Source organism: Pseudomonas sp. DE0157 (assembly GCF_007678615.1).
Classification (GTDB): Bacteria; Pseudomonadota; Gammaproteobacteria; order Pseudomonadales; family Pseudomonadaceae; genus Aquipseudomonas; species Aquipseudomonas parafulva_B.
The window spans coordinates 78,149-102,595 of record NZ_VEJN01000020.1; the positions used below are offsets into that span (position 1 = coordinate 78,149).

The 24,447-nt window shown below is 62.5% G+C and carries 25 protein-coding genes; 13 read left to right on the plus strand and 12 right to left on the minus strand.

Annotated features, from left to right (window positions below; genetic code table 11):
- Position 1 precedes the first annotated feature (1 nt).
- Positions 2 to 523, plus strand: coding sequence for a DUF2937 family protein (locus FS777_RS19840; protein ID WP_058604214.1), 522 nt, complete (start codon positions 2 to 4; stop codon positions 521 to 523).
- Between the two features lie 89 nt (positions 524 to 612).
- On the opposite strand, the gene FS777_RS19845 is transcribed toward FS777_RS19840, so the two are convergent.
- The gene (locus FS777_RS19845; RefSeq protein WP_058638058.1) at positions 613 to 1,539 is read right to left on the minus strand and encodes a LysR family transcriptional regulator; all 927 of its coding nucleotides are present in this window, start codon (positions 1,537 to 1,539) and stop codon (positions 613 to 615) included.
- 130 nt (positions 1,540 to 1,669) lie between these two features.
- Here FS777_RS19845 and FS777_RS19850 point away from each other — a divergent pair, with 130 nt between their 5' ends.
- Genes FS777_RS19850 through FS777_RS19865 form a run of 4 tightly spaced genes read left to right on the plus strand, consistent with a single transcriptional unit; the run spans position 1,670 to position 5,387 of the window.
- Positions 1,670 to 2,956, plus strand: coding sequence for an MFS transporter (locus tag FS777_RS19850; RefSeq protein WP_058638059.1), 1,287 nt, complete (start codon positions 1,670 to 1,672; stop codon positions 2,954 to 2,956).
- A gap of 36 nt (positions 2,957 to 2,992) precedes the next feature.
- Positions 2,993 to 3,745 (plus strand): 5-oxoprolinase subunit PxpA, encoded by a 753-nt coding sequence (locus FS777_RS19855; RefSeq protein ID WP_372239224.1) that lies wholly within the window; start codon positions 2,993 to 2,995, stop codon positions 3,743 to 3,745.
- On the plus strand, positions 3,742 to 4,428 hold the full coding sequence (gene pxpB / locus FS777_RS19860) for a 5-oxoprolinase subunit PxpB (RefSeq protein WP_145257264.1): 687 nt from the start codon (positions 3,742 to 3,744) through the stop codon (positions 4,426 to 4,428). Before FS777_RS19855 ends, pxpB begins: the two co-directional genes overlap by 4 nt.
- Positions 4,425 to 5,387, plus strand: coding sequence for a biotin-dependent carboxyltransferase family protein (locus FS777_RS19865; protein WP_145257268.1), 963 nt, complete (start codon positions 4,425 to 4,427; stop codon positions 5,385 to 5,387). Before pxpB ends, FS777_RS19865 begins: the two co-directional genes overlap by 4 nt.
- Before the next feature lie 10 nt (positions 5,388 to 5,397).
- Here FS777_RS19865 and FS777_RS19870 read toward each other — a convergent pair whose 3' ends face one another.
- The 3 genes from FS777_RS19870 to FS777_RS19880 all read right to left on the minus strand — a co-directional run bounded on the left by FS777_RS19870 (position 5,398) and on the right by FS777_RS19880 (position 8,699).
- A complete protein-coding gene (locus FS777_RS19870; RefSeq protein ID WP_078478936.1) occupies positions 5,398 to 6,576 on the minus strand; it encodes a VWA domain-containing protein in 1,179 nt (392 codons plus the stop codon).
- A 13-nt stretch (positions 6,577 to 6,589) separates the two neighbouring features.
- Positions 6,590 to 7,435: a MoxR family ATPase gene (locus tag FS777_RS19875; protein ID WP_023534935.1), complete on the minus strand. Its 846-nt coding sequence runs from the start codon at positions 7,433 to 7,435 to the stop codon at positions 6,590 to 6,592.
- A 190-nt stretch (positions 7,436 to 7,625) separates the two neighbouring features.
- On the minus strand, positions 7,626 to 8,699 hold the full coding sequence (locus FS777_RS19880) for a DUF748 domain-containing protein (protein ID WP_145257271.1): 1,074 nt from the start codon (positions 8,697 to 8,699) through the stop codon (positions 7,626 to 7,628).
- Positions 8,700 to 8,831: 132 nt separating this feature from the next.
- On the opposite strand from FS777_RS19880, the gene cysK reads away from it, so the two are divergent.
- Positions 8,832 to 9,806 carry a cysteine synthase A gene (gene cysK, locus FS777_RS19885; protein ID WP_058638065.1) on the plus strand — a complete coding sequence of 325 codons (975 nt, stop codon included), beginning with the start codon at positions 8,832 to 8,834 and terminating at the stop codon, positions 9,804 to 9,806.
- A 173-nt stretch (positions 9,807 to 9,979) separates the two neighbouring features.
- Entirely contained in the window at positions 9,980 to 10,915 is a 936-nt protein-coding gene (locus FS777_RS19890) for an aspartyl/asparaginyl beta-hydroxylase domain-containing protein (protein WP_145257274.1), read from the plus strand.
- 43 nt (positions 10,916 to 10,958) lie between these two features.
- On the opposite strand, the gene FS777_RS19895 is transcribed toward FS777_RS19890, so the two are convergent.
- The 3 genes from FS777_RS19895 to FS777_RS19905 form a co-directional block, all read right to left on the minus strand.
- Complete coding sequence (locus FS777_RS19895) at positions 10,959 to 11,423, minus strand: DUF4265 domain-containing protein (protein ID WP_078478933.1); 465 nt, start codon at positions 11,421 to 11,423, stop codon at positions 10,959 to 10,961.
- Positions 11,420 to 12,307: a DMT family transporter gene (locus tag FS777_RS19900; RefSeq protein WP_058638079.1), complete on the minus strand. Its 888-nt coding sequence runs from the start codon at positions 12,305 to 12,307 to the stop codon at positions 11,420 to 11,422. Before FS777_RS19900 ends, FS777_RS19895 begins: the two co-directional genes overlap by 4 nt.
- A gap of 107 nt (positions 12,308 to 12,414) precedes the next feature.
- On the minus strand, positions 12,415 to 13,278 hold the full coding sequence (locus FS777_RS19905) for a DUF6279 family lipoprotein (protein ID WP_058604224.1): 864 nt from the start codon (positions 13,276 to 13,278) through the stop codon (positions 12,415 to 12,417).
- Between the two features lie 163 nt (positions 13,279 to 13,441).
- On the opposite strand from FS777_RS19905, the gene FS777_RS19910 reads away from it, so the two are divergent.
- Positions 13,442 to 14,278 carry a S1 RNA-binding domain-containing protein gene (locus tag FS777_RS19910; RefSeq protein WP_145257277.1) on the plus strand — a complete coding sequence of 279 codons (837 nt, stop codon included), beginning with the start codon at positions 13,442 to 13,444 and terminating at the stop codon, positions 14,276 to 14,278.
- Here the strand turns inward: FS777_RS19910 and FS777_RS19915 are convergent, their stop codons facing one another.
- Positions 14,279 to 14,659: a hypothetical protein gene (locus FS777_RS19915; RefSeq protein WP_058604226.1), complete on the minus strand. Its 381-nt coding sequence runs from the start codon at positions 14,657 to 14,659 to the stop codon at positions 14,279 to 14,281. It lies immediately after the preceding gene.
- Between the two features lie 217 nt (positions 14,660 to 14,876).
- Here FS777_RS19915 and FS777_RS19920 point away from each other — a divergent pair, with 217 nt between their 5' ends.
- Together FS777_RS19920 and FS777_RS19925 are read left to right on the plus strand one after the other, a co-directional pair.
- Positions 14,877 to 15,062 (plus strand): CsbD family protein, encoded by a 186-nt coding sequence (locus FS777_RS19920; RefSeq protein WP_049695592.1) that lies wholly within the window; start codon positions 14,877 to 14,879, stop codon positions 15,060 to 15,062.
- 157 nt (positions 15,063 to 15,219) lie between these two features.
- A complete protein-coding gene (locus FS777_RS19925) occupies positions 15,220 to 16,179 on the plus strand; it encodes a YihY/virulence factor BrkB family protein (protein WP_078478930.1) in 960 nt (319 codons plus the stop codon).
- Here the strand turns inward: FS777_RS19925 and FS777_RS19930 are convergent.
- Both FS777_RS19930 and FS777_RS19935 read right to left on the minus strand, forming a co-directional pair.
- The gene (locus tag FS777_RS19930) at positions 16,166 to 16,555 is read right to left on the minus strand and encodes a GNAT family N-acetyltransferase (RefSeq protein WP_058604228.1); all 390 of its coding nucleotides are present in this window, start codon (positions 16,553 to 16,555) and stop codon (positions 16,166 to 16,168) included. The genes FS777_RS19925 and FS777_RS19930 overlap by 14 nt on opposite strands.
- Positions 16,556 to 16,617: 62 nt before the next feature.
- Complete coding sequence (locus FS777_RS19935) at positions 16,618 to 17,088, minus strand: MaoC family dehydratase (RefSeq protein WP_058604229.1); 471 nt, start codon at positions 17,086 to 17,088, stop codon at positions 16,618 to 16,620.
- A gap of 295 nt (positions 17,089 to 17,383) precedes the next feature.
- Here FS777_RS19935 and fadD2 point away from each other — a divergent pair, with 295 nt between their 5' ends.
- Together fadD2 and fadD1 are read left to right on the plus strand one after the other, a co-directional pair.
- A complete protein-coding gene (gene fadD2, locus FS777_RS19940; RefSeq protein WP_145257280.1) occupies positions 17,384 to 19,072 on the plus strand; it encodes a long-chain-fatty-acid--CoA ligase FadD2 in 1,689 nt (562 codons plus the stop codon).
- Positions 19,073 to 19,363: 291 nt separating this feature from the next.
- Positions 19,364 to 21,061 carry a long-chain-fatty-acid--CoA ligase FadD1 gene (gene fadD1 / locus FS777_RS19945; RefSeq protein ID WP_078478928.1) on the plus strand — a complete coding sequence of 566 codons (1,698 nt, stop codon included), beginning with the start codon at positions 19,364 to 19,366 and terminating at the stop codon, positions 21,059 to 21,061.
- Between the two features lie 72 nt (positions 21,062 to 21,133).
- On the opposite strand, the gene FS777_RS19950 is transcribed toward fadD1, so the two are convergent.
- Entirely contained in the window at positions 21,134 to 22,441 is a 1,308-nt protein-coding gene (locus FS777_RS19950) for an FAD-binding oxidoreductase (protein ID WP_145257284.1), read from the minus strand.
- A gap of 25 nt (positions 22,442 to 22,466) precedes the next feature.
- On the minus strand, positions 22,467 to 23,831 hold the full coding sequence (locus FS777_RS19955; RefSeq protein ID WP_145257287.1) for a glutamine synthetase family protein: 1,365 nt from the start codon (positions 23,829 to 23,831) through the stop codon (positions 22,467 to 22,469).
- A 387-nt stretch (positions 23,832 to 24,218) separates the two neighbouring features.
- On the opposite strand from FS777_RS19955, the gene FS777_RS21500 reads away from it, so the two are divergent.
- A complete protein-coding gene (locus FS777_RS21500) occupies positions 24,219 to 24,359 on the plus strand; it encodes a hypothetical protein (protein WP_178091300.1) in 141 nt (46 codons plus the stop codon).
- Positions 24,360 to 24,447: the final 88 nt, after the last annotated feature.

The following is a 24,447-nucleotide window of genomic DNA, read 5'->3' on the forward strand; positions in this document are numbered from 1 at the left end:
CATGTTCAGAAGTTACCTGCGGTTGCTGCTGTTCACCTTCGGGCTATTGGCCGGCATCCAGGTCCCGGGGCTGGTCAAGGATTACAGCCAGCGCGTGGAGGCGCACCTGTTTGAATCACGCGAGGCGCTGGACGGCTTCCGCCAGACAGCCGAGCGCTTTTTCAACGGCGATCTGCAAGCCTTGTTGCGACACTACCGCAGCAGTGACGACCCGGTCTTTCTCAGTGACGCCAACAGCATCGAAAGCCTGATGATTCGCAACCAGCTGCTTGAAGACGAATGGCAAGCGCTGCAAGGTTCATGGGCGCAGCGTACCTGGCACGTCCTGGTGCAAGCCGACCCGCGGCTGCGAGAAGAAACGCTCAACGGCTACGGCTATCAGATTCTGCTGGCGCCTGAGGCCATCGGCTGGGGCGTCGGTGCCGGGTTCGTGCTGGCGTTCGTGGTTGAAAGCCTGTTGTTGGGCATAGGTCGGCTGATACTGGGTGGGCGACGTGGGGCGGTGAAAGAGAGTTGGCGTTAGGTGAAGTCCTGACACCCTGCATGAGCGGGAGTGCGCTACGCTCCCATCCGGTCCTGGGCTGGCCCCATTCCAAATCGGGCTACAAACCCTCAGCCCATAGTCCCCGGCACCAGCACGATCCGTTGCCCGCCCACATCCTGTGCATAGCGCTCCAGTACCTGCCGACAAACTCCAACCACTTCCTCCACCAACGCCACCCCGGTCTGCCAGGCCACCACCAGTTCCAGGCTCGGCGGGGGCTCAAGCCCAGCCAGCAGCACCAGGTCACCCTGGTTCAGTTCGGCCTCTACCAGGGCAGGCGGCAAGGCCCCAATGCCAAAACCGTCGCGCAACAAGCGGGTAATAGCCGCTACCGAATTGACGCAGTTCAGCCGCGGCGTTTGCGCCCCGGCACCTTGCAACAAGGCCAGCACTTCCTGATGCGGCCGTGAATTCTTCGAGAAGGTCACGATGCGCTCGCGCCCCAACTCGATCAGTGACGTGTAGTCCCTGTGCAGGTGCGAGCCTGCCGCGACTATCCAGCCCATCGGGTAGCGCGCCAGATCCAGGCTGCGGATCGAGGGCTCGCGCAGTAAGTCTGTTTGCACGATAACGTCCAAAAAACCCTTGTGCAGTTGTTCGCGCAGGTTCAGCGCCGTGTCGGCGATGAGTTCGATTTCCACCTGCGGATAGCGCTCGGTCAATTCGGCCACCAGCGCGCTCATCCAGGTATGAATGACCGTGTCCATCACCCCGAGACGAATACGCCCGACCTTGGCCCGGTCGCTGTCCAGCGACTGTTTGAGCGCCTTGGCGGTTTCCAGCATGCGCTCGGCATGTTCAAGCACCTTGCTGCCTTCCGGAGTCAGGCTGACCCCGCGCGAGTCGCGCAACAGCAGCTTGACGCCCAGGTCGGCCTCCAGCGCCGCGATACGGCTGGACACTGACGCTTGGGTGGTGAACAGCTTCTGCGCGGTCAGGCGGAAGCTCTTGAGACGAGCGACCCAGACGAACGTTTCGAGAAAGCGAAGGTTCATGATCGGTTTTTCTTGTTCCAGACCCAGGGTTTTTCTCGTTGGACGTCAGCGCCGCGTGCTCTGAACATGAAGCCCAGGCCGCGACCTTTGCTGTCGCCCCATAAAACAATACCAACAAGCCGAGGCATCCATGAACCCCACCGGCACGCAGCAGCAGGTCAGTTCCCCATCCTCCTCCGGGCCTTTTGCCTGGTACCGCGACATCGATCAGCAACAACGGCGCACCTTCTGGAGCTGCAAGATCGGCTATGGCCTGGACGGCATGGACACGCAGATGCTGAGCTTCGTCATCCCCACGCTGATCATGCTATGGGGCATCACCACCACCGAGGCTGGGCTTATTCACACCAGTACCCTGGTCGCTTCGGCCATCGGTGGCTGGGTGGCCGGCATTCTCTCCGACCGCATCGGCCGGGTCCGCACCCTGCAACTGACGGTGCTGTGGTTCGCCTTCTTCACCTTCCTCTGCGGCTTTGCCCAGAACTATGAGCAACTGCTGATCGCCAGGACCCTCATGGGTTTTGGCTTCGGCGGTGAGTGGACGGCAGGCGCGGTGCTCATCGGCGAGGTTATCCGTGCCCAAGACCGCGGCAAGGCAGTGGGCATGGTGCAGTCAGGCTGGGCCATTGGTTGGGGGCTGACGGCCATCCTGTACGCGCTGCTCTTCACTTGGTTGCCGCAGGAGCAGGCCTGGCGAGCGCTGTTTTTACTGGGGCTGGTGCCGGCCGTGTTCGTGATCTTCGTTCGGCGGCTGGTGAAAGACCCGGAGGTCTACCGCCAGGCCAAGGCAGCCGAAGACACCGAGGCGCCATCGCACTTCTACGAAATCTTCGCCCCCGGTCTGCTCTGGACCACCGTGCGCGCCTCGCTGCTGACCACTGGCGCACTGGGCGGCTACTACGCAATCACCGCCTGGCTGCCCACGTTTCTGAAGAACGAACGCGGGCTGAGCGTGCTGGGTACCGGCGGCTACCTGGCGATGGTGATCGTAGGCTCCTACGTGGGCTACGTGATCAGCGCCTACCTGTCCGACCTGCTAGGGCGCAAAAAGAATTTCATCCTGTTCGCCGTAGGCTCGTTCGTCATCGTGCTGCTGTACACGCAAATGCCCGTCAGTGATGGGGTGATGCTGTGGTTGGGCTTCCCGCTGGGCTTTTTCGCCTCGGGCATCTTCAGCGGCATGGGGGCCTTTCTGACCGAGCTGTTTCCCACGCGCGTGCGCGGTTCGGGGCAGGGCTTTTGCTACAACGTCGGCAAGATCGTCGCGGCGCTGTTCCCGCTGCTGATTGGTATGCTGGGGCAGCAGGTGCCGCTGGGCCTGGGTATCGGCTTGTTCTCGGCCGTGTCCTATGGCGTGGTGATCGTGGCAGCGCTAAGCCTGCCAGAAACACGCGGCAAACAATTGCAGGCGCGCTAAGGTAGGAACATGAATAACGACAAGGGGTACACCGTGGTGCAACGCCTGTTACTCAACTGCGACATGGGCGAAAGCTTCGGCAGCTGGCGCATGGGCCTGGATGCCGAGGTCATGCCCTACATCGACTGTGCCAACATTGCCTGCGGCTACCACGCCGGTGACCCCGGCATCATGCGCCGCACCGTGGCGCTGGCGCTGGAACACGGGGTAACCATTGGCGCACACCCGGCCTACCCGGACCTGGTCGGCTTCGGCCGGCGCAGCCTGGCGTGCAGTGCCGAAGAAATCCGTGACCTGCTGCACTACCAGATCGGCGCGCTCGATGGCATCTGCAAGGCCCAGGGCACACGCGTCGCCTACGTAAAACCCCACGGTGCGTTGTACAACGACATGATGGCCGACCCATTGATCCTGCGCACGGTGCTGGAGGCCGTGGCGGCCTATGACAGTGGCCTGCCGCTGATGCTCATGGCTACGGCCGACAATGGGGCGGCCCAGGCGCTGGGTACTGAAATCGGCGTACCGCTCTGGTTCGAGGCGTTTGCCGATCGGGCCTACACCGCCAGCGGCCACCTGGTGTCGCGACGCCTGCCGGGCGCCGTGCATCACGACCCGGCGCAAGTGGTCGAGCAAGCCGTAAAGCTGGCCCGCGGCGAAGCACTGCTGGCCAGTGATGGCACTGGACTGCTGCTCAAAGCCCAAACGCTGTGCGTGCATGGGGACAACGACAGCTCTGTGACGGCAGTTCGGCAGATCCGCCAGGCACTCGATGGGATCAGATCAGCATGACCCCACGCATCGAAGTGGTCGGCATCGATTGCCTGATGGTGCGTCTGTTCGAGCGTATCGAGGAAGCCAACATGCCTTGGGTGCTTGCCGCCAGTCAGCGCTTGCAAGCGGCTTTTGGTGCGCACTTGCGCGACCTGGTGCCGTCCTACACCACCCTCATGGTGCATTTCGACCTGCCGCCGGCCGATGCACGCTGCCTGATCGTGCAAGCCCTTGAAGGGCTGCAGCCTGGCACTGAGAACACCGGCTGCCTGCACGAGATACCGGTGTGGTACCACGCCAGCGTCGGCCCGGAGTTGCCCGTGCTGGCCCGCCGGGCAGGCCTGAGCGAGGCTGAGGTCGTGCGCTTGCACAGTGAACGTGACTACCCGGTGTTCGCCCTGGGGTTCGCGCCGGGTTTCGCGTTCATGGGGCTGGTGGACGAACGGCTGGCCACCCCGAGGCTAAGCACCCCGCGCAAGCAGGTGGCAGCGGGCAGTGTCGGCATTGCCGAGCGCCAGACCGCTGCGTACCCGGCCGCTTCCCCCGGTGGCTGGAACCTGATCGGGCGTACGCCGGTGCGGTTGTTCGACCGTGAGCGGGACGGCTACAGCCTGCTGCAACCGGGCGACCGCGTCCGCTTCGTCTCGGTGACGCGGCAGGCGTTTCTGGCGTTGGGCGGTGATGAGGAGGCACAGGCATGAAGCATTTGCGAGTCGAGGCCAGCACACCGCTGTGTGCGCTACAGGATGCAGGCCGATTTGGCGTGAGGCACCTTGGGGTCACCCAGGGCGGCGCTTTGGATTGGGTCGCGATGCACTGGGCCAACGGGTTGCTGGGCAACGCTCTGCAGGCTCCCGTCGTAGAGGTTGCCTTGGGTGGATTCAGCGTGGTGGCGCAGCACGATTGTGTACTGGCGCTGGCCGGGGCCGACCTGGACGCGCACATCGACGAGCACTACTTGGCCCCTTGGCGCAGTTTCACCCTGACGAAGGGGCAGCGCCTTACCCTCAGACAACCTCGGCAGGGCGCTCGCGCTTATCTGGCCGCACCGGGCGGTTTCGATGCCGAGCCTGTGATGGGCAGTTGTGCCACGGTCGTGCGCGAGGGGCTGGGCGGGGTCGATGGCCAGGGCGGCGTGTTGCGTGAAGGCCAATGCTTGAGTTTTGCCGGTACAGCCACACCGATCCGCGAAGTGCCTGGTCACCTGCGTCCTGAGTATGTGGTCAAGCCCACCTTGGACCTGGTGATTGGCGCGCAGATCGGCGACTTTGCTGGCCTTAGTCTGTTCGATGCCTTCAACTGCGACTGGACGCTGGACACCCGTGCCGACCGCATGGGCATCCGCCTGCTTGGCCCGCCTCTGGTTTATCAAGGCCCGGCCATGATCTCCGAAGGCATTCCCCTTGGCGCCGTCCAGGTCCCGCCCGATGGGCAGCCGATCGTGTTGCTCAATGATCGCCAGACCATCGGCGGTTATCCCCGCCTGGGGGCGCTGACGCCCCTGGCACTGGCACAACTGGCACAGTGCATGCCAGGGGCGAAGGTGCGATTGCGGCCGGTAATGCAGGAGCAGGCATGGCGGGAGCAGCAGGCGTATCTGGAACGCTGGCACGTGTTGTTGAGCGGCGCCCCGGCGAGGCCGCTCCTACAGGGGGCGTGACTTTGCGGCTTTACTTCGACAGATACCGCATCCCATCCTCCAACCCCTGCAAGGTCAGTGGATACATCCGGTCCTCGATCAGTTCACGCACCAGCTGGGTAGAAGCGGTGTAACCCCAGGCCTGGCGGGGGTATGGGTTGATCCAGATGACCTTGCGGAACTTGGCCATGATGCGCTGCATCCAGACATACCCGGCTTCCTCGTTCCAATGCTCCACGCTGCCGCCCGGCTGGGTGATTTCGTAAGGGGCCATGGCTGCGTCCCCGACGAACACGACCTTGTAGTCCTCGCCGTACTTGTGCAGCAGGTCGAACGTGGAATAACGCTCCGACGTGCGCCGCAAGTTGTTCTTCCAGACCGTCTCGTACACGCAGTTGTGAAAGTAGTAGTATTCCATGTGCTTGAACTCGGTCTTGCAGGCCGAGAACAGCTCCTCGCAGACCCTGACATGGGCATCCATCGAGCCACCGATGTCGAACAGCAGGAGCAATTTCACCGTGTTGCGCCGCTCCGGGCGCATCTGGATGTTCAGCAGCCCCGCATCGCGTGCGGTATGGTCGATAGTGCCATCGATGTCCAGCTCTTCGGCAGCGCCTTGGCGGGCGAACTTGCGCAGGCGCCGCAGGGCCAGCTTGATGTTGCGCGTACCCAGCTCCACCTGATCGTCCAGATTCTTGTACTCGCGCTGGTCCCAGACCTTCACTGCCTTGCCCTGGCGCTCGCCAGCATCGCCCACGCGGATACCTTCGGGGTTGTACCCACCCGAGCCGAACGGGCTGGTGCCACCGGTGCCAATCCACTTGTTGCCGCCTGCGTGGCGCTCCTTTTGCTCCTGCAGGCGCTGCTTGAACGCCTCGATCAGCTTGTCCAGCCCACCCAGTGACTGGATCTGCGCGCGCTCCTCAGGGGTCAACGAGCGCTCGAATTCCTTGCGCAGCCAGTCCTCAGGGATCAACGCCTCGATGTGTCGATCCAGGTTCTCCAGGCCGTTGAAGTAAGCGGCGAAGGCCCGGTCGAACTTGTCGAAATGGCGTTCGTCCTTCACCAGGATGGCGCGGGCCAGGTAGTAGAATTCGTCCATGTCGGCGAACACCACATGCCGTTGCAAGGCATGGTGCAGGTCGAGCAGTTCGCGCACCGACACCGGCACCTTCGCCGCGCGCATTTCGTTGAACAGGTTGAGCAACATGGCCCCGGCTCCCTCAGCGGTTGCCGCGCCGGCTCATAAAGGCCAGGCGCTCGAGCAGCTGCACATCCTGCTCATTTTTCACCAGCGCCCCGGCCAGCGGAGGGATGGCCTTGGTCGGGTCGCGCTCGCGCAGTACCGCTTCGCCAATATTGTCGGCCATCAGCAGCTTCAGCCAGTCGACCAGTTCGGACGTAGAAGGCTTTTTCTTCAGGCCCGGTACCTTGCGCACGTCGAAGAACACGTCCAGCGCCTCGCTCACCAGCGACTGGCTGATGTTGGGGTAGTGCACATCCACGATGCGTTGCAGCGTGGCCCGGTCGGGGAAGGCGATGTAGTGGAAGAAGCAGCGGCGCAGGAAAGCATCCGGCAGCTCCTTTTCGTTATTGGACGTGATGATGATGATCGGGCGCTGCCTGGCCTTGATGGTCTCGTCGATTTCATAGACGTAGAACTCCATCTTGTCGAGTTCCTGCAACAGGTCGTTGGGGAATTCGATATCGGCCTTGTCGATCTCGTCAATCAGCAGGATCACCCGCTCCTGGGCCTCGAAGGCCTCCCACAACTTGCCTTTTTTCAGGTAGTTGCGTACGTCGTGGACCTTGTCCACACCCAGCTGGGAGTCGCGCAGGCGGCTGACGGCATCGTATTCGTACAAGCCCTGGTGGGCCTTGGTTGTGGACTTGATGTGCCAGGTAATCAGGCGCGCCCCGAACGAAGCTGCCAACTGCTCGGCCAGCATGGTCTTGCCGGTACCAGGCTCACCCTTGACCAACAGCGGGCGCTCGAGGGTGATGGCCGCATTGACGGCCAGTTTCAGGTCGTCCGTGGCGACATAGTCACCCGTGCCTTCGAACTTCATGGGGTCTTTCCTCTGCTTGGGCTTGCGGGCCGATGTGCAGCCAGCCTGTCAGCCGCCCTTGGTGTGGGCGGCAGGCTGGCGCTCAGGTGGCCAACACAGGGTGTGATGGTGGGCCCGACTATAACGCGGGGGTACGACGACTGAAAACGCAGACCGCGTATTCAGTCCCCGAATGTCTCGTCACTGCGCCTTAGTCGGAATCCGGCGCGCTGCGTTCATAGCGCGCACTGAACGCCTGCACGAATCCATTGCGCAGGATCTGCAGGAAGGCCTCGAACGCACTGATGTTCTGCCTGCGCACGCTGCCACTGAGCTCAACGCGCGTGGCGAACTGGTTTTTCGGCTGGTTCTTGAGCACGGTTTCGGTGGCCCCCACCAGCGCCTCCCAGACCGAGCGGAACAGGCCCTTGTCCTTGTCCTCCACGTCCTGTTGCCAATCGAATACCTCGACGTCGCGCAGCAGGGGCTTGATGTAGCCGTTCAGGCGGCCATTGGTGGCCTCGGCCTCGATGACCACATCGCCATGGCCAGCTTTGAAGTCGAACTTGCCATAAGCACTGGCAAAGTCGTTGAGTCGTCGCAGCTCGATGCCGGTGGCACGCAGGCGGAACTCAAAGTCGTCGAAATCGCTGAACGGGTCGAAGGTGGCACGGCTCTCGACCTTGGCATCGCCTGCGACCAGGGCACGGGCTTCGAAGCTGGCGTCGCGTCGGCCGGCTTCGTCGCGGATGTTGGTGAGGTTGCGAATGCTGGCCTGCAGCTGCGTCGCCTTGAGCGTGACCGGGGGCTTGGAGCTGAAGTTGCGGAAGGTCAGCACCCCGTCGTCGATCACCACTTCGTTGAGCGTGATGGGCAGCAGCTTGTCCAGTTGCTGACGCCAGTCAGTGCCCTGACCGGTTTGGGAATTTTGCTTGTCGTCGCCATCGACAAAATTCAGCTCCGGGCGCAGGAAAGCCACTTCGGCCACCACGGCGCGGTCGTACCACAACGAATGCCAGCTGACCGAGATGTCGATCACCGGGGCGTTGAGAAAGGGCACCGGCACCTTGCCCGTGGTCTTGACGATCTTCAGCCCGTTGACGGTATAGGCGCCGCGCCACCAAGCCAGGTCCACATCGCTGACCTGCCCCCGGTAGTCGCCCATGTCGGCCAGTTTTTCATTGAGGTAGTCACGCACCAGGTAGGGCAGGGCAAGCTGCAAGGCCACCAGCAGCACGATGAGGCTGCCGAGGGCGATCAGCGGCCAGCGATAGCGGGCTCTCATGGCAGTTCTCCAGGGCAAGGTGTGTGGTTGACCGCAGGGTCTGCACCGGAGTTCGAAGAGGCTTTACGGGCCTTGAGGCCGGGGCTTACCCTTGGGGTCTTTCCGTGTCTTCATCATGCCAAGGACCCTGCCATGAGCCGTATATACGCAGACAACGCCCACTCCATCGGCAACACGCCCCTGGTGCAGATCAACCGCCTCGCGCCACGCGGCGTGACCATTCTGGCCAAGATCGAAGGGCGCAACCCAGGGTATTCGGTCAAATGCCGCATCGGCGCGAACATGGTCTGGGACGCCGAGAGCAGCGGCAAGCTCAAGCCCGGCATGACCATCGTCGAACCCACCTCGGGCAACACCGGTATTGGCCTTGCCTTCGTCGCTGCCGCCCGGGGCTACAAGCTCATGCTGACCATGCCGGCCTCCATGAGCCTGGAGCGGCGCAAGGTGCTCAAGGCCCTTGGCGCCGAACTGGTGCTCACCGAACCTGCCAAGGGCATGAAGGGCGCCATCGAGAAAGCCAACGAAATCGTCGCCTCCAACCCCGAGCAGTACTTCATGCCTGGGCAGTTCGAAAACCCTGCCAACCCGGCCATCCACGAAAAGACCACAGGCCCGGAGATCTGGAACGATACCGATGGCGCCGTGGATGTGGTGGTTGCCGGTGTCGGCACTGGCGGCACCATCACCGGTATCTCGCGCTATATCAAGCACACCCAGGGCAAGGCGATCACCTCGGTGGCGGTCGAGCCCATTTCCTCGCCGCTGATCACCCAGACCCTGGCAGGCGAGGCGCTGACGCCCACGCCGCACAAGATCCAAGGCATCGGCGCGGGCTTCGTGCCGAAGAACCTCGACCTGTCGATCATCGACCAGGTCATGACGGTGGGCGACGACGAAGCCAAGGCCATGGCTATCCGTCTGATGCAGGAAGAAGGCATCCTGTGTGGTATTTCCTGCGGTGCCGCGATGGCCGCTGCCGTGCGCCTTGCAGAAAAGCCGGAAATGCAGGGCAAGACCCTCGTGGTGATTCTGCCTGACTCAGGCGAGCGTTACTTGTCCAGCATGCTGTTCAGCGACCTGTTCAGCGAGCAGGAAACCCAGCAATAACCTGCCTAGGCGGTGACCCGAAGCAATACCTGGTAACAGGCTTCATTGCACAATCTTCATCCGTATCGTTGCGCCCAGGTGGTTTGTGCCTGGGCGCGATAGGTTTATGATGCCCGGATGATTTTCCCCCGGAACAGGCAGCGCTGGCCTGTGTCCCGCCCTAGGAGTGTTGCATGACCGTTTCCTTCCTCGCCAAGGCAGGTGTGCTGCTGGTGTTCTTCGGCAGCGTGCTGTTCGTCCACCTGCGCGGCAAGGCCCGCCTGCCGGTGTTGCGCCAGTTCGTCAACCATTCGGCGCTGTTCGCCCCCTACAATGCGTTGATGTACCTGTTTTCGGGCGTGCCGTCCAAGCCGTACCTGGACCGTCAACGCTTCCCGGAGCTGGACGTGCTCAAGGACAACTGGCAGGAAATACGCGAGGAGGCCATGCGCCTGTTCGACGAGGGTTATATCCGCGCAGCCGAAAAGGACAACGACGCCGGTTTCGGTTCGTTCTTCAAGAAAGGCTGGAAGCGCTTCTACCTGAAGTGGTACGACAAACCCCTGCCGTCTGCCGAAGCCCTGTGCCCGCGAACCGTCGAGCTGGTCAGCAGCATCCCCAACGTCAAAGGGGCGATGTTCGCCCTGCTGCCCGGCGGCAGCCACCTGAACCCGCACCGTGATCCGTTTGCAGGTTCCCTGCGCTATCACCTGGGTCTCTCCACGCCCAACTCCGATGCCTGCCGCATTTATGTGGACGGCCAACCCTATGCCTGGCGCGACGGTCAGGACGTGATGTTCGACGAGACCTACGTGCACTGGGTCAAGAACGAGACCGACGTGACCCGGGTGATTCTGTTCTGCGACGTGGAGCGTCCCCTGAACAGCCCGTTCATGACCCGCGTCAACCGCAAGGTCAGCGCATTTCTGGGCCGCGCCACTGCACCGCAGAATACAGACGATGAACGCGTGGGCGGGATCAACCAGGCCTACGCCTGGAGCAAGCGGTTCAGCAACAAGCTGAGCACACGCGTCAAGCAGTTCAAGCGTGCCAACCCCAAGGCTTACCGCGTGTTGCGACCGATACTGGCCGCGGTCGTAGCCTATCTGCTGTACCGCTGGTTGTTCTGACGGCGCCCTCGACAGGGTAGGGCGCCTGCAAGGCAGTTGCCCTTTACCCCTGGCGAAATTCTTGGGCGACGCAGTGGCGCAGCACCCCTTCCTCGAAGTCCAGGAAACCCGCTTCACGCTGGGTGATCAGGTAATACAGCAGGGTGTCGAGCGTTCGTGCCGGTGGGACGGCGACCGCCAGCATCTTCACCGCAGGTTCGCTTTCACAGGTGCACCCGAACTCGACCAGGGCTTCGCTTACCTGCTCCAGTGTCTCGGGCGGCTTGACCCGAACCCGGAACACCGAGCTGCCACTGCTGCGCAGCAACTGGGCAAACCAGTGTTGGCCTGCCTGCTCATGGGTGCAGATCACGTCACCTGGGGCGATGCCGTAGACATGGAACGGGATGTTGTCGATCACGTAACCGTCGTCGACGGCCCTGGCCCATAGCCCTTCCACCGATGCCGGCGGATAGCCATTGGGGTCCTGCTGCAGCGGGAACAGCACTTTCCTGTAGACGCCGTTCATGCAGCGCCTCGGCGCCGTGCCGGGCGCAGCACCAGCCACAGGGCCACGCCGATCAGCAGGCCGCCGTACAGGTGGGCCATCGACAACGGCTCATTCAGCAGCCAGGCCCCCCACAGCACCCCGAACACGGGGATCATGAAGGTCACCGTACTGGCCTTGACCGGGCCGATTTCGGCCAGCAGGCGGAAGTACAGGATGTAGGCGAACGCCGTGCACAACAGGCCAAGCCCCACCAGTGAGCCCCAGACCTGCCAGCCGCCCCAGCTGGCAGGTGGCTGGGTAAGGGCGCTCCAAGCGAACAACGGGGTAAGCAGCAGGGTCGCGCCGAGCATGCTGCCCAGGGCCGACAGGCGGCTGTCCAGGCCGCTCACCCAGCGGCGGGCCAGGTAGCCGGCAAAGCCATAGCAGGTCGTGGCCGCCAGGCACGCCAGGGCGCCTTGCAACAGGGCTGCATCAAGGGCTACAGGCCCCGCACCGCTCAGGATGCCCACGCCGAACAGGCCCAGGAAAATGCCGCACAACTTGGCCAACGTCATGGGTTCCTTGAAGAACAACACGCCGATCAGCACGCCCATCAAGGGCGTCGTGGCATTGAAGATGGCCGAATAACCGGCTGGCAGCACCTGGGCTGCCACAGAATAAAAGGTGGCCGGAATGCCCGAGTTGATCATGCCCAGCACCAGGCAGGCGCCTAGTTTCCCTTGAAAATCCCAGCGTATGCGCGCAGCGCCGAGCAGTGCGATCAAGCCCAGGCAGGCGATGGAGACACGGAAGAAGGCCGTCGGCACGGTGCCCAGTACAGGGGCAATGATGCGCATGAACAGAAAGCTCGCGCCCCATACGGCAGCAAGGGTTAGCAGGCGGGCTAGGGCGGTGGGGCTCACGAAAGTCTCCAGAGGCTTGGCAGGGGCGCGAGTGTACGTCAGCAGGCCGGTGGATTCTTGCGCTTTCTTGCCCAATGAAGTTCAGCCAGTGCCCTGGCGTGGTCTGTTCAAGCCCCGCGCAGGCACTTCAAGGCGCTGAAGTCGCTGCGCACCTTGGTCAGCCGCTCCAGCAGCACCTGGCGTTGGGCGGGGGTGCTCTGCTGCACCAGGTCCACCACCAGACTGCGGGCTTGCCGTTCGGTGTTCTGGAAGGCTTGGCGATAGTCGGCTGTCCACAGGCTTTCCTTGTTTTGCAGCAAGGTCGCGACCCGTTCCGGGAAGCCTGGCTCGTGGCGTTGTTCCACCGCCAGCAGCAGTTGTTGCTGCCAATGGGCCCTATTGCGTATCCATTCGCTGTTCTGGTCACCCAAGGCGCGGGACCAGGCGCCGACCCGTTGCTTCTGGACCTCGGTCAGCTCGCCGAACCAGGGCTTGAGGCGCTTTTCCATGCGCTCGGCGCGCTCGCTGATCTGGCGGGGCAGGGGGGTGTCGACATATTCCTTGCGCCGCTGGGCAATATCGTCACGAAATGCATCGCGCATCTCGGCCACCTGCGCATCGCTCATGCCTTGCAGCAACTCGGTGGCCGACGGCGTGATTTCGGCCGCGATCCGGCCAATTGCCTCGCGGGCCTCCTCGGTGCGCTGCTGCAGCGCCTGGTCGGTGACCTGGTTATCGGCCACCATGGTGCGCAGGCGGTCCAGCCAGTCGAGGTAGCCGGGCAGTTGCGTCTGGCAATGCCATGCCAGGTGCTGCCGGAGGCGATCATCGAGCAGGGTTTTCTGCTCACGGTTCATGTCCAGGTAGTCGCCGAGCGACCAGGGCACCAGGCGATCGAGGTTGCGATAGGCCAGGTCGATGCGGCTGCAAGCACCCAGCAGCAGGGCGAAACCCAGGCAGATCGACAGGACTTTGAGCAGGCGTGCAGGCATGTGCGGGTCCTTGCAGTGGCAGCCAATGGGTAGACGCAGCACAACACCTGCGGTTCCACCGGATGGCGCGTGGAGGCCTGGATGGCGATGAACCGACCGCAGGCTTTGACACCAGGGCGGGTCTATCCGGAAAATAGCCGCCTTGACTTGAGGATGTTCGAAAATGGCTCTGCTTGGGCGTTACAACAGTTTGCAAATTGTTAAGCACGTGGACTTCGGCCTGTACCTGGACGGCGGTGCCGACGGGGAAATCCTGCTGCCGTCCCGTTACATTCCCAAGGGTGCCGAGACTGAAGTCGATGACTGGCTGAACGTGTTCATCTACCTCGACAGCGAAGACCAGCTGATCGCCACCACCGAGAAGCCCAAGGTGCAGGTGGGCGAGTTCGCCAGCCTCAAGGTCAAGGACATCAATGGTGCGGGCATCTTCCTGGACTGGGGTCTGCCCAAGGACCTGCTGATGCCGTATTCCGAAGAGGCACGGCCGCTGAAGATCGGTGACTACTGCGTGGTGCACGTGTACCTGGACAAGCGCACCCGCCGCATCACCGCCACCTCGCGCCTGGACCGCTACCTCGACACCACGCCTGCCGACTACAAGCCTGGGCAGCCGGTGGAACTGCTGGTGGCCGGCGAAACGCCGATGGGTTTCAAGGCCATCATCAACAACCGTCACTGGGGCTTGATCCACAAGAACGAGGTGTTCAAGTTCCTGCGCTCAGGCATGCACGAGCAGGGTTACATCAAGGAAGTGCGGGCTGACGGCAAAGTGTCGCTCAGCCTGCAGCCAGTGGGCGCTGCGCTGTCCGACAGCTTGCAGGAGCAGATCATGGCGCGCCTGGACGCCGAGGGTGGGGTGCTGCCGGTTTCCGACAAGAGCGACCCTGCATTGATCAGCAAGCTGTTCAATGTCAGCAAGGGCAATTTCAAGAAGGCCATCGGCGGGCTGTTCAAGCAAGGCCGCATCGTCATCCATGACGACCGGATCGAGAAAGCCTGATCAGCCCTGCACGAAGGTGTTGAAGTCCAGCTGATCACCACCGGGGCGAGTGTCGCGCAGCAGCGAGTCGCGGTCAGCGCTAAGGGCCAGACTGATGGTGGAGCGACGCTTGCCAGGGTTGCGCACTTCCATCTGCTCTTGGTGAGCCCGCAGGAAGTTGACCGGCACCTTCAGGTGCTGGAGTTCATCGGTCAGCGGGGTGTGCAACAGCAGGTTGACCCAATCGGGCTGGCCCTTGCGGAGCAAGGCCACCGGGACCTCGAACCACCACAGGTTGCGCTTGGGGTCGAGGATGGCGAACAGCGTGTTGGCACTGGTCAGTACCGGGCGCGCCAACGTGCTGTTGCGGCGGGCGATGGCAGCGGGTTTGTCGAGTTTCATGCAGGTTCCTGCGGGTCGAAGCCTTCAAAGGCCGCATTGTGAGGGGTGGCACCTTGCCGGGCAAGGTTTGAGGCTCGCAACGGAGCCTTACGGGACTGTATTTCGACCGTTTGTAACCGTTTGGCTTGTTGACGCAAATTTCTTGAAACTCCTGTGCAAGCGGCTGGGTCAACCTTCTGTCGGCACGATACGCGTGCTACCTCACAGGAGTTTTGCCATGAGCGGTACTGGAGACAAAATTAAAGGTATGGCCAACGAGGCAATGGGCAACATCAAGCAAGGTGTTGGCAACCTCACTGACAACGAAAAACTCAAAGGCGAAGGCAAGGCCCAGGAAATCAAGGGCGAAGGCCAACAGGTCAAAGGCGACGTGAAAAACAAGGTCGACGACCTGACCAAGTAATGACTCACGCCTGCCGAGCCGTCCTCTGCGTTTCGAAGCAGGGGGCGGTAACAGGCAGAATTATTTAAAGCCGTTGCATGATTACCGGGAGCAGCACCCCAAGCGCAGGGTCCATTAGACTGAACGTCAGATCGATCAAGCGGCGAAAGGAGACGCTATGATTTTTTCCGCCTTGCAGGGCTTACCCTTGCACCGCGTACTGGTGCGCACCGTCAACGAATTCCTCGATGATGAAATGTCCACCTATGCTTCGGCATTGGCCTACCAGGCCCTTTTCTCGTTGTTCCCCTTCCTGTTGTTTCTCATTGCCCTGATCGGTTTCCTGCACCTGCCGGACTTCTTCTCCTGGCTGCGTTTGCAGTCGGAGCTGGTCTTGCCGCCCCAGGCCCTTGAGCAGGTCAACCCTGTCATCGACCAACTCCAGCAGTCCAAAGGTGGCCTGCTGTCGGTGGGTATCGTCATTGCCCTGTGGACGGCTTCAGCCGGTGTGCGGTTGATGATGAGCGCCATGAACGCGGCCTACGACGTGCCGGAAGGTCGCCCGGTCTGGAAGCGTATCCCGCTGTCGGTGCTGTACACCATTGGGTTGGCAGGCATGCTGCTGGCGGCCGCGGCGCTGATGGTGCTGGGCCCGCAGGTGATGGAGTGGATCGCGGCGCAGATCGGCATGGAAGAGTTCATCGTCACCCTGTGGACCATCCTTCGCTGGCCGGTGATCGTGATTCTGCTGATGGTCGCGGTCGCGGTTATTTACTACGTCATGCCTGATGTGGAGCAGAAATTCCGCTTCATTACCCCGGGCTCGGTGCTGGCGGTTGTAGTGTGGATCATCGCGTCGCTGGGCTTTGCCTATTACGTGAAGACGTTTGCAGACTACAACGCCATGTATGGCAGCATCGGGGCAATCATCGTGCTGCTGCTGTACTTCTACATCTCGGCTGCCGTGCTGTTGCTGGGCGCGGAGATGAATGCGGTGATTGAACACATGTCGGCCGAGGGCAAGGACCCAGGCGAAAAAGACTTCGATGGCACCCGCGACGATGAAAAGCCCAAGGTGCTGGGCCAGGAGCGCCCCAGTGCTGACGAAGCGGCGGGGGTTGAACCTACCCCGCGCTGAACTGCCCCGGATGGGCAGTGCGCTCCAGCGCTATCAGGGCCTTGCTGCGCTGATAGCGCTGGAGCTTGTCACGCAGCGACTGGGGTAGCTCACCAGCCGGCGCAAACCCCTGGCGTGCATAGTAGTTGGCAAGCGTTGGATGGCAGAACAACCACGTACTGCCACAGGCGTTCTCCAGAGCCTTTGCGACCAACTGCATACCCACGCCTTCCGAGCGCCGATCAGGCGCCACGAACAGCCCCGTCAGCCACTGACCACTCTCCACCTCGCTCAGAGACAACCCAGCAATGATGCCCGGCGACCTGGCCACCCAGAGCTTGCCCTGCGCAGGGGCGCGCATGCGCGAACCCTGTTGGCGATAGAAGTGGTCGAGCAACCGCTGTTCCGGGGCTGAAAGCCGGGTGCAGTGCACAGGCGGCCGTGAGGGCACGACGGTGCTCAGCTGGCCACGAAGTTCGGCGGGGAAACCAGTTCCACGGTCTGCTGCTTGCGCGGTGCCAGGATCTCGGCTTCACCTGCCACGACCAGTTCGTCGTTCTGGTTGTACACGTTGGTGGCGATACGCACTTTGAACTTGGGCAATTTTTCCAGGATTTCCAGGCGCACCGTCAGGGTGTCGCCGATCTTGACCGGCTTCTGGAAGCTCATCTGCTGGCCCAGGTAGATGGTGCCAGGGCCTGGGAGCGTGCAGGCCACCGCCGCACTGATCAACGCGCCGCTGAACATGCCATGGGCAATGCGCTCGCGGAACATGCTCTTGGCCGCGAACTCGGCGTCCAGGTGCACCGGGTTGTGATCGCCGGACATGGCGGCGAACAGCTGGATGTCGCGCTCCTCGACCAACTTCGTGTATTCGGCTTTCTGGCCGACTTCTAGGGCTTCGTAGGGCGTGTTGCTGAGCTGGGACATCAGGGCTTCCTTAAGCAGTACAGGTCGGATGCCGGTCGCGCGCATGGCGTCGGCCAGACGGGTGAGACGCTTGCCGGGGGGACCCGGATCACATTTTGCGCCCACGTCAGTGTACCCACAGTCGAGCAAATTGCAGGAAGGGCACAAATAAGATTCACAATGTTAATGGCAGGCGCTGACGACTGGGCCGTGCCTGGCTTACCTGCTAACGTCGAACCAACGCCTGTGCATAGTCAGCGCGCAGGCACTCGGACTACAGGACGCAGTGCAGGTCCCGGCAGAGGAACAACAATAAATGCAAGCCGACTTCTGGAATGACAAGCGCCCGGCGGGCGTGCCCTCCACCCTGGACATGCAGGCCTACGCGTCAGTGGTCGAGGTGTTCGAACGCTCCTGCAAGCGCTTTGCCGATCGCCCGGCCTTCAGCAATTTGGGCGTGACCTTGACCTACGCCGACCTCGATCGTCTGTCGGCCGCCTTCGCCTGCTGGCTGCAGCAACAGACCGACCTCAAGCCGGGCGACCGCATCGCGGTGCAAATGCCCAACGTGCTCCAGTACCCCATCGCCGTGTTCGGCGCCATGCGCGCCGGGCTGATCGTGGTCAACACCAACCCGCTTTACACCGAGCGCGAAATGCGCCACCAGTTCAAGGACAGCGGCGCCCGGGCCCTGGTGTACATGAACCTGTTCGGCAAGCGTGTGCAGACGGTCCTGCCCGATACCGGTATCGAGTACCTGATCGAGGCGAAGATGGGCGACATGCTGCCTACGCTCAAAGGCTGGCTGGTCAACACCGTGGTCGACAAGCTCAAGAAGATGGTGCCAGCCTATGCGCTGCCCCAGGCCGTGTCGTTCAAGCAGGTACTGCGCCAGGGCCGCGATAGCGTGCCCATGCCTGTGCCCTTGAGCCTGGGTGACATCGCCGTGCTGCAGTACACCGGCGGCACGACGGGGCTGGCCAAGGGCGCGATGCTCACCCACGGTAACCTGGTGGCAAACATGCTGCAGGTGCTGGCCTGTTTCTCCCAGCATGGGCCGGACGGGCAGAAGCTACTCAAGGACGGCGAAGAGGTGATGATCGCGCCGTTGCCCCTCTATCACATCTATGCCTTCACCGCGAACTGCATGTGCATGATGGTCACCGGCAACCACAACGTGCTGATCACCAACCCGCGGGACATACCAGGCTTCATCAAGGAGCTGGGCAAGTGGCGGTTTTCTGCGTTGCTGGGCCTCAACACCCTGTTCGTCGCGCTGATGGACCACCCCGGGTTCCGCCAGCTCGATTTCTCTGCATTGAAGGTCACCAACTCCGGCGGCACTGCCCTGGTCAAGGCCACGGCCGAGCGCTGGGAACAGCTGACGGGTTGCCGCATCGTCGAAGGGTACGGCCTGACCGAAACGTCCCCCGTGGCCAGCACCAACCCCTACGGCACGCTGGCGCGGCTGGGCACGGTGGGCATCCCGGTGGTGGGCACGGCTTTCAAGGTGATCGATGCCGACGGCAACGAGCTGGCCCTGGGTGAGCCCGGTGAGCTGTGCATCAAGGGCCCGCAGGTCATGAAGGGCTACTGGCAGCAACCCGACGCCACGGCCGAGGCACTGGACGCCGAAGGCTGGTTCAAAACCGGTGACATTGCCGTGATCGACCCCGACGGTTTCACTCGTATCGTCGACCGCAAGAAGGACATGATCATCGTGTCGGGCTTCAATGTGTACCCCAACGAAGTCGAAGAGGTGGTCATGGGCCATCCCAAAGTCGCCAACTGTGCCGCCATCGGCGTGCCAGACGAGCGTTCTGGCGAAGCGGTGAAGTTGTTCGTGGTGCCGCGCGAAGGGGGGGTGGATGTCGAGGAGCTCAAGGCCTATTGCAAGGCCAACCTTACCGGCTACAAAGTGCCCAAGCAGATCGTGCTACGCGAGGCGCTGCCGATGACGCCGGTGGGCAAGATCCTGCGGCGCGAACTGCGTGACGCCAGCTAATCGATAGCCCGCGACAAGGAAGATGTGCCGTGCGCCAGGGCCTGGCGCACGGCACATCCCGGTGGCCTAACCGGCTCATTAAGTCAAATACTCTAAACGTGACCCGAAGTATTCATTGAGTCACCTTTGTGACTGTCAAGCCCGATTTGGGCTCTAGTAGACCCTCGGCAAAGCTGCTACTCTCGGCCCGCTTTCAGATGATCTGGTTTGCATCAGGCCGTCATCTCATATCAATAATAAACGCCTCGACGCGTGAAACGAACTTCGCTGTTGCTGAAGGAGTGGGCTTGCATGATCGACCATTTTTGGAAGGACAAGTATCCGGCCGGTATCGCGGCGCAGATCGATCCCGACGAATTCCCCAACATCCAGGCGGTACTCAAGCAATCCTGCCAGCGCTTTGCCGACAAACCGGCCTTCAGCAACCTGGGCAAGACCCTGACCTACGGTGAGTTGTATACCCTTTCCGGTGCCTTTGCCGCCTGGTTGCAACAGCATACCGACCTAAAGCCCGGTGATCGCATCGCGGTGCAACTGCCCAACGTGCTGCAGTACCCGGTGGCGGTATTTGGCGCCATGCGCGCCGGCCTGATCGTGGTCAACACCAACCCGCTGTACACCGCCCGGGAAATGGAGCACCAGTTCAAGGACTCCGGCGCCAAAGCGCTGGTGTGCCTGGCGAACATGGCGCACCTGGCCGAGAAGGTAGTGCCCAAGACCCAGGTCAAGCACGTCATCGTCACCGAAGTGGCAGACCTGCTGCCTGCGCTCAAGCGGCTGCTGATCAACAGCGTGATCAAGTACGTCAAGAAGATGGTGCCGGCCTATCACCTGCCCAGCGCCGTGCGCTTCAACGATGCCCTGGCCCTGGGCAAGGGCCAGCCGGTGACCGAGGCCAACCCGCAAGCCAATGATGTGGCCGTGTTGCAATACACCGGCGGCACCACCGGTGTGGCCAAGGGCGCCATGCTGACCCACCGCAACCTGGTGGCCAACATGCTGCAGTGCCGGGCGCTGATGGGCTCGAACCTGCAGGAAGGGTGCGAGATCCTTATCACCCCGCTGCCGCTGTACCACATCTACGCCTTCACCTTCCATTGCATGGCCATGATGCTGATCGGCAACCACAACGTGCTGATCAGCAACCCCCGCGACCTGTCCGCCATGGTCAAGGAACTGGGCAAGTGGAAGTTCACAGGTTTCGTGGGCCTCAATACGCTGTTCGTGGCGCTTTGCAACAGCGATGCGTTCCGCGCCCTGGACTTCTCGGCGTTGAAGATCACCCTATCTGGCGGCATGGCGCTGCAGCTGAGCGTTGCCGAGCGTTGGCGTGCGGTGACGGGCTGCGCCATCTGCGAAGGCTATGGCATGACCGAAACCAGCCCGGTGGCCGCCGTGAACCCCGCGCAGGCCAACCAGGTAGGCACCATCGGTATTCCGGTGCCGTCCACGCTGTGCAAGATCGTCGACGACGCCGGCAACGAGCTCCCCTTGGGCGAAGTGGGCGAATTGTGCGTCAAGGGCCCTCAGGTGATGAAGGGCTACTGGCAGCGCGAGGAGGCCACCGCCGAAATCCTCGACAGCGAAGGCTGGCTCAAGACTGGCGACATCGCCCTGATTCAGCCTGACGGCTACATGCGTATTGTCGACCGCAAGAAGGACATGATTCTGGTGTCCGGCTTCAACGTCTACCCCAATGAACTCGAGGACGTGCTGGCGGCGGTGCCTGGCGTATCGCAGTGTGCGGCCATCGGCATTCCGGATGAAAAATCCGGGGAGCTGATCAAGGTCTTCGTCGTGGTCAAACCTGGCATGACGGTGACCAAAGAGCAGGTGATGGAGCACATGCGCGCCAACCTCACCGGCTACAAGGTGCCACGTCTGGTCGAGTTCCGCGACACCCTGCCGACCACCAACGTCGGCAAGATCCTGCGTCGCGAACTGCGCGACGAAGAGCTCAAGAAGCTCAACCTCAAGAAAAGCGCCTGACCTGGCGCGCACCGCCTGCCACCGCCCTGCATCCCCTTTTGACGAGGCCTCGCAGGGCGGGCGGTCCTTGCTTCAGCGCAGTTTTTCCAGCATCTGGTAGTACCACATGCCCGCTGCCAGGAGCGGGTTGCCCAACACGTCTCCCATCGGCACACGCACATGCTTGCATTGGGCGAAGGTGTCGAATTGCTCCAGGGTGCCGGTCATGGCTTGAGCCATGATTTCGCCCATGATGTGGCTGGTGGCGATGCCGTGCCCGGAGTAGCCCTGACAGTACCAGACATGGTCCGAAAGCTTGCCCACTTGGGGTATGCGATTGACCACGATACCCATGGCGCAGCTCCATTGAAACGCAATGGGCACGCCCTTCAAGGCAGGGAAGGTACGCTCGATGCACGGGCGCAGTTCGGCTTCGATATCCCGCGAATCGCGCCCTGAGTAGTTGGCGCCGCCGCCGAACAGCAGCCGCTTGTCGGCCGTCAGGCGATAGTAGTCCAGCACGAATCGGCAATCATAGACGGCAAGGTCCTGCGGGTTGATTTGCGCTGCCAGCTCGCCCAATGGCGCCGTGGTGACGATGCCGCCCATGGCCGGGAATATCTTGCCCTTGAGCTGGCGCTTTTCCAGCTTGTGATAGACATCGCCTGCCAGCATCACCTGGCGCGCGTCCACACGCCCATCGGCCGTCACCACGGCAGGGCGAGGGCCGTGCACGATTTCCAGCACTTCGGTCTGCTCGAAAATCAGCGCGCCCAGGCTGTGGGCGGCGCGGGCTTCGCCCAGGCACAGGTTCAGCGGGTGCAGGTGCAGGTTGCGCCGGTTCTTCAGGGCGCCCAAGTACAGGGGGCTTTGCAGGTGTTCGGCCATCGCCTGGCGGTCGAGCAGCTCGACCTGATCACCCATGCCATGGCGCTGTGCCTGGGCCTGGAAAGCCCGTAGCTCGTCCAGGTGCGAGGGTTTCATGGCCGCGTGCAGGTGACCGTGCTTGAGGTCGCAGTCGATGCCATAGCGGGCCACCCGTTGCTCGATGATCTGGTGGCCCCGCCAGCGCAGGTGCCAGATGAAATCATCCACGTCGCTACCCAGCCGCTTGCGCATCTGTGCGCGCATGGCTTCGTCACCCGACAGGCTGCCGGTCACTTGACCACCATTGCGCCCGCTGGCGCCCCAGCCCACCCGGTTGGCTTCGACCACCGCGACTTTCAGGCCGCGTTCGGCCAGTTCCACGGCCGTTGCCAAGCCGGTGAAGCCCGCGCCGATGATTGCCACGTCCACCTGCACGGTGCCCTTGAGCTGGGGGTAGGTGGTGAGGTCGTTGAGGGTGGCGGTGTAGTAGGACGGCGCACGTTGCGCCGGGCCTTTGTTCACTGCTGCGTTCATGGGTAATCCTTGTTCTGTGTGGGGCTCAGGCCTGGTGCAGGTACCAGCGCCAGTCCTGTTCGCTGACTTCGGCCATGAATTGCCGGTATTCGGCGCGCTTGACCTTCAGGTACACGCCAAGAAACGCATCGCCCAGTGCTTCGCGGGCCCAGGTCGACTGCTCCAAGGCTTGCAGCGCGGTGAGCCAGTCAGTTGGCAGGTGTTCGGTCGCCTGGGCATAGCCATTGCCCTGAATCGGCGCGCCAGGGTCGAGCTGATCACGTATGCCGCTGTGACTGGCGGCCAACATGGCGGCGGCAGCCAGGTACGGATTGGCGTCGGCCCCGCAGATACGGTGCTCAACATGCCGGCTATTGGCCGGCCCGCCCGGCACCCGCAGGCTGACCGTGCGGTTGTCCACGCCCCAGGTGGGCGACAGGGGCGCGTAGCTATTGGCCTGGAAGCGGCGGAAGGAGTTGGCGTTGGGGCAAAACAGCAGCAGCGACGCGTGCAGGTGCTGCAACATGCCGGCCACTGCGTAACGCAGCAGCGGTGTGCCGGCCGGATCTTCGCTGGCGAACAGGTTACGGCCGGCGCTGTCGGCCAGGCTCAGGTGCATGTGCATACCGGTACCGGCCAAGTGGCCGAAGGGCTTGGCCATGAAGCAGGCCTGCATGCCATGGGCGTGGGCGATGCCTTTGACCAGGCGCTTGTAGCGTACTGCCTGGTCCATCGCTTGCACGGCATCACCGTGTTCGAGGGTAATCTCCACTTGGCCTGGGGCGTATTCCGAAATGGCCGTACGCGCCGGTATGCCCTGTGCCTTGCAGGCCGCATACAGGTCTGCCAGGAACGGCTCGATCTGCTCCAGCTCTCGCAGCCCGTACACCTGAGTGCTGCGAGGGCGTCCGCCGTCCTGGTCGAGCGCCGGTTGCGGATGGCCATGGGCATCGCGCTGCTGGTCGAGCAGGTAGAACTCCAGCTCGCAGGCCATCACGGGGTCGTACCCGTCGGCCTTCAGGGCTTCGACGGTACGCAACAGTACATGACGCGGATCGGCCACGCTGGCCGGCAGGCCTTGGTGTGGGTGCATGCTCACTTGCAGCGCTGCGGTCGGCACCCGGCGCCAGGGCAGGCGTACCAGGCTGCCATCGAGTGGGTAGGCACGGCAATCGATGTCGCCGACATCCCAGACCAAGCCCGAGTTTTCCACGTCGTCGCCGTTTACGGTCAGGCCGAGAATGGTGCTGGGTAATGGCCGGCCGGTCTGGTACACGGCCAGCAGTTCATCACGGTGCAGCAGCTTGCCGCGTGGCACGCCGTTGGCGTCGAGGATGAACAGTTCGAACAGATCGATATCGGGGTTGGCGGCCAGAAACTGGCTGGCCTGCTCCACAGGTGCAAAGTGCATAATCATTCGCTCGCGAACGCTCAGGCCCCTGCCTGTGCAGGCGGCCCGGCTGGGTCAAACGGCCCAATGCAGGCCGGGTGAGGTCATGCAGGCGTAAGCGAGGTGTCGGGCGGGCGCGCGTGACGGCAGTGCCACAATGCCCAAAAGGCGAGGATGACATGCACCAACGGATTTTCGCCGCACAGCGTCCGGGGCTTCGACGGTGAAGGGCGGTTGGACGATGGTGAGCTGGGCTGGGCGGGAGTCATGCGTTCGATACTCACATGCCGCTTGAGGGGGATTAAAGTAGTGAATGGCAACCTTTACATTGGGGCTGGCTAAACATTTGATTGGCTTGCAAATAATTAGGGTCGAGGGTTCGTTGGTCAACTCCATAGCTGCGCACTCATGATAATTGCCGTACCGTTGCCGTTGCTGTTGCTGTTGCTGTTGCTGTTGCTGTTGCCGTTGCCGTTGCCGTTGCCGTTGCCGTTGCCGTTGCCGTTGCCGTTGCCGTTGCTTTGGCTTTTGCTTCTAAGCGCGCGGTAGCTCAGGCGCCGCAGATCGCGACTTCAGGAGGCCGAGCGCAGGGCTTGCGGAGGGAGGTGACGGGCATGGATGCCCGTCAAGCGCTGGG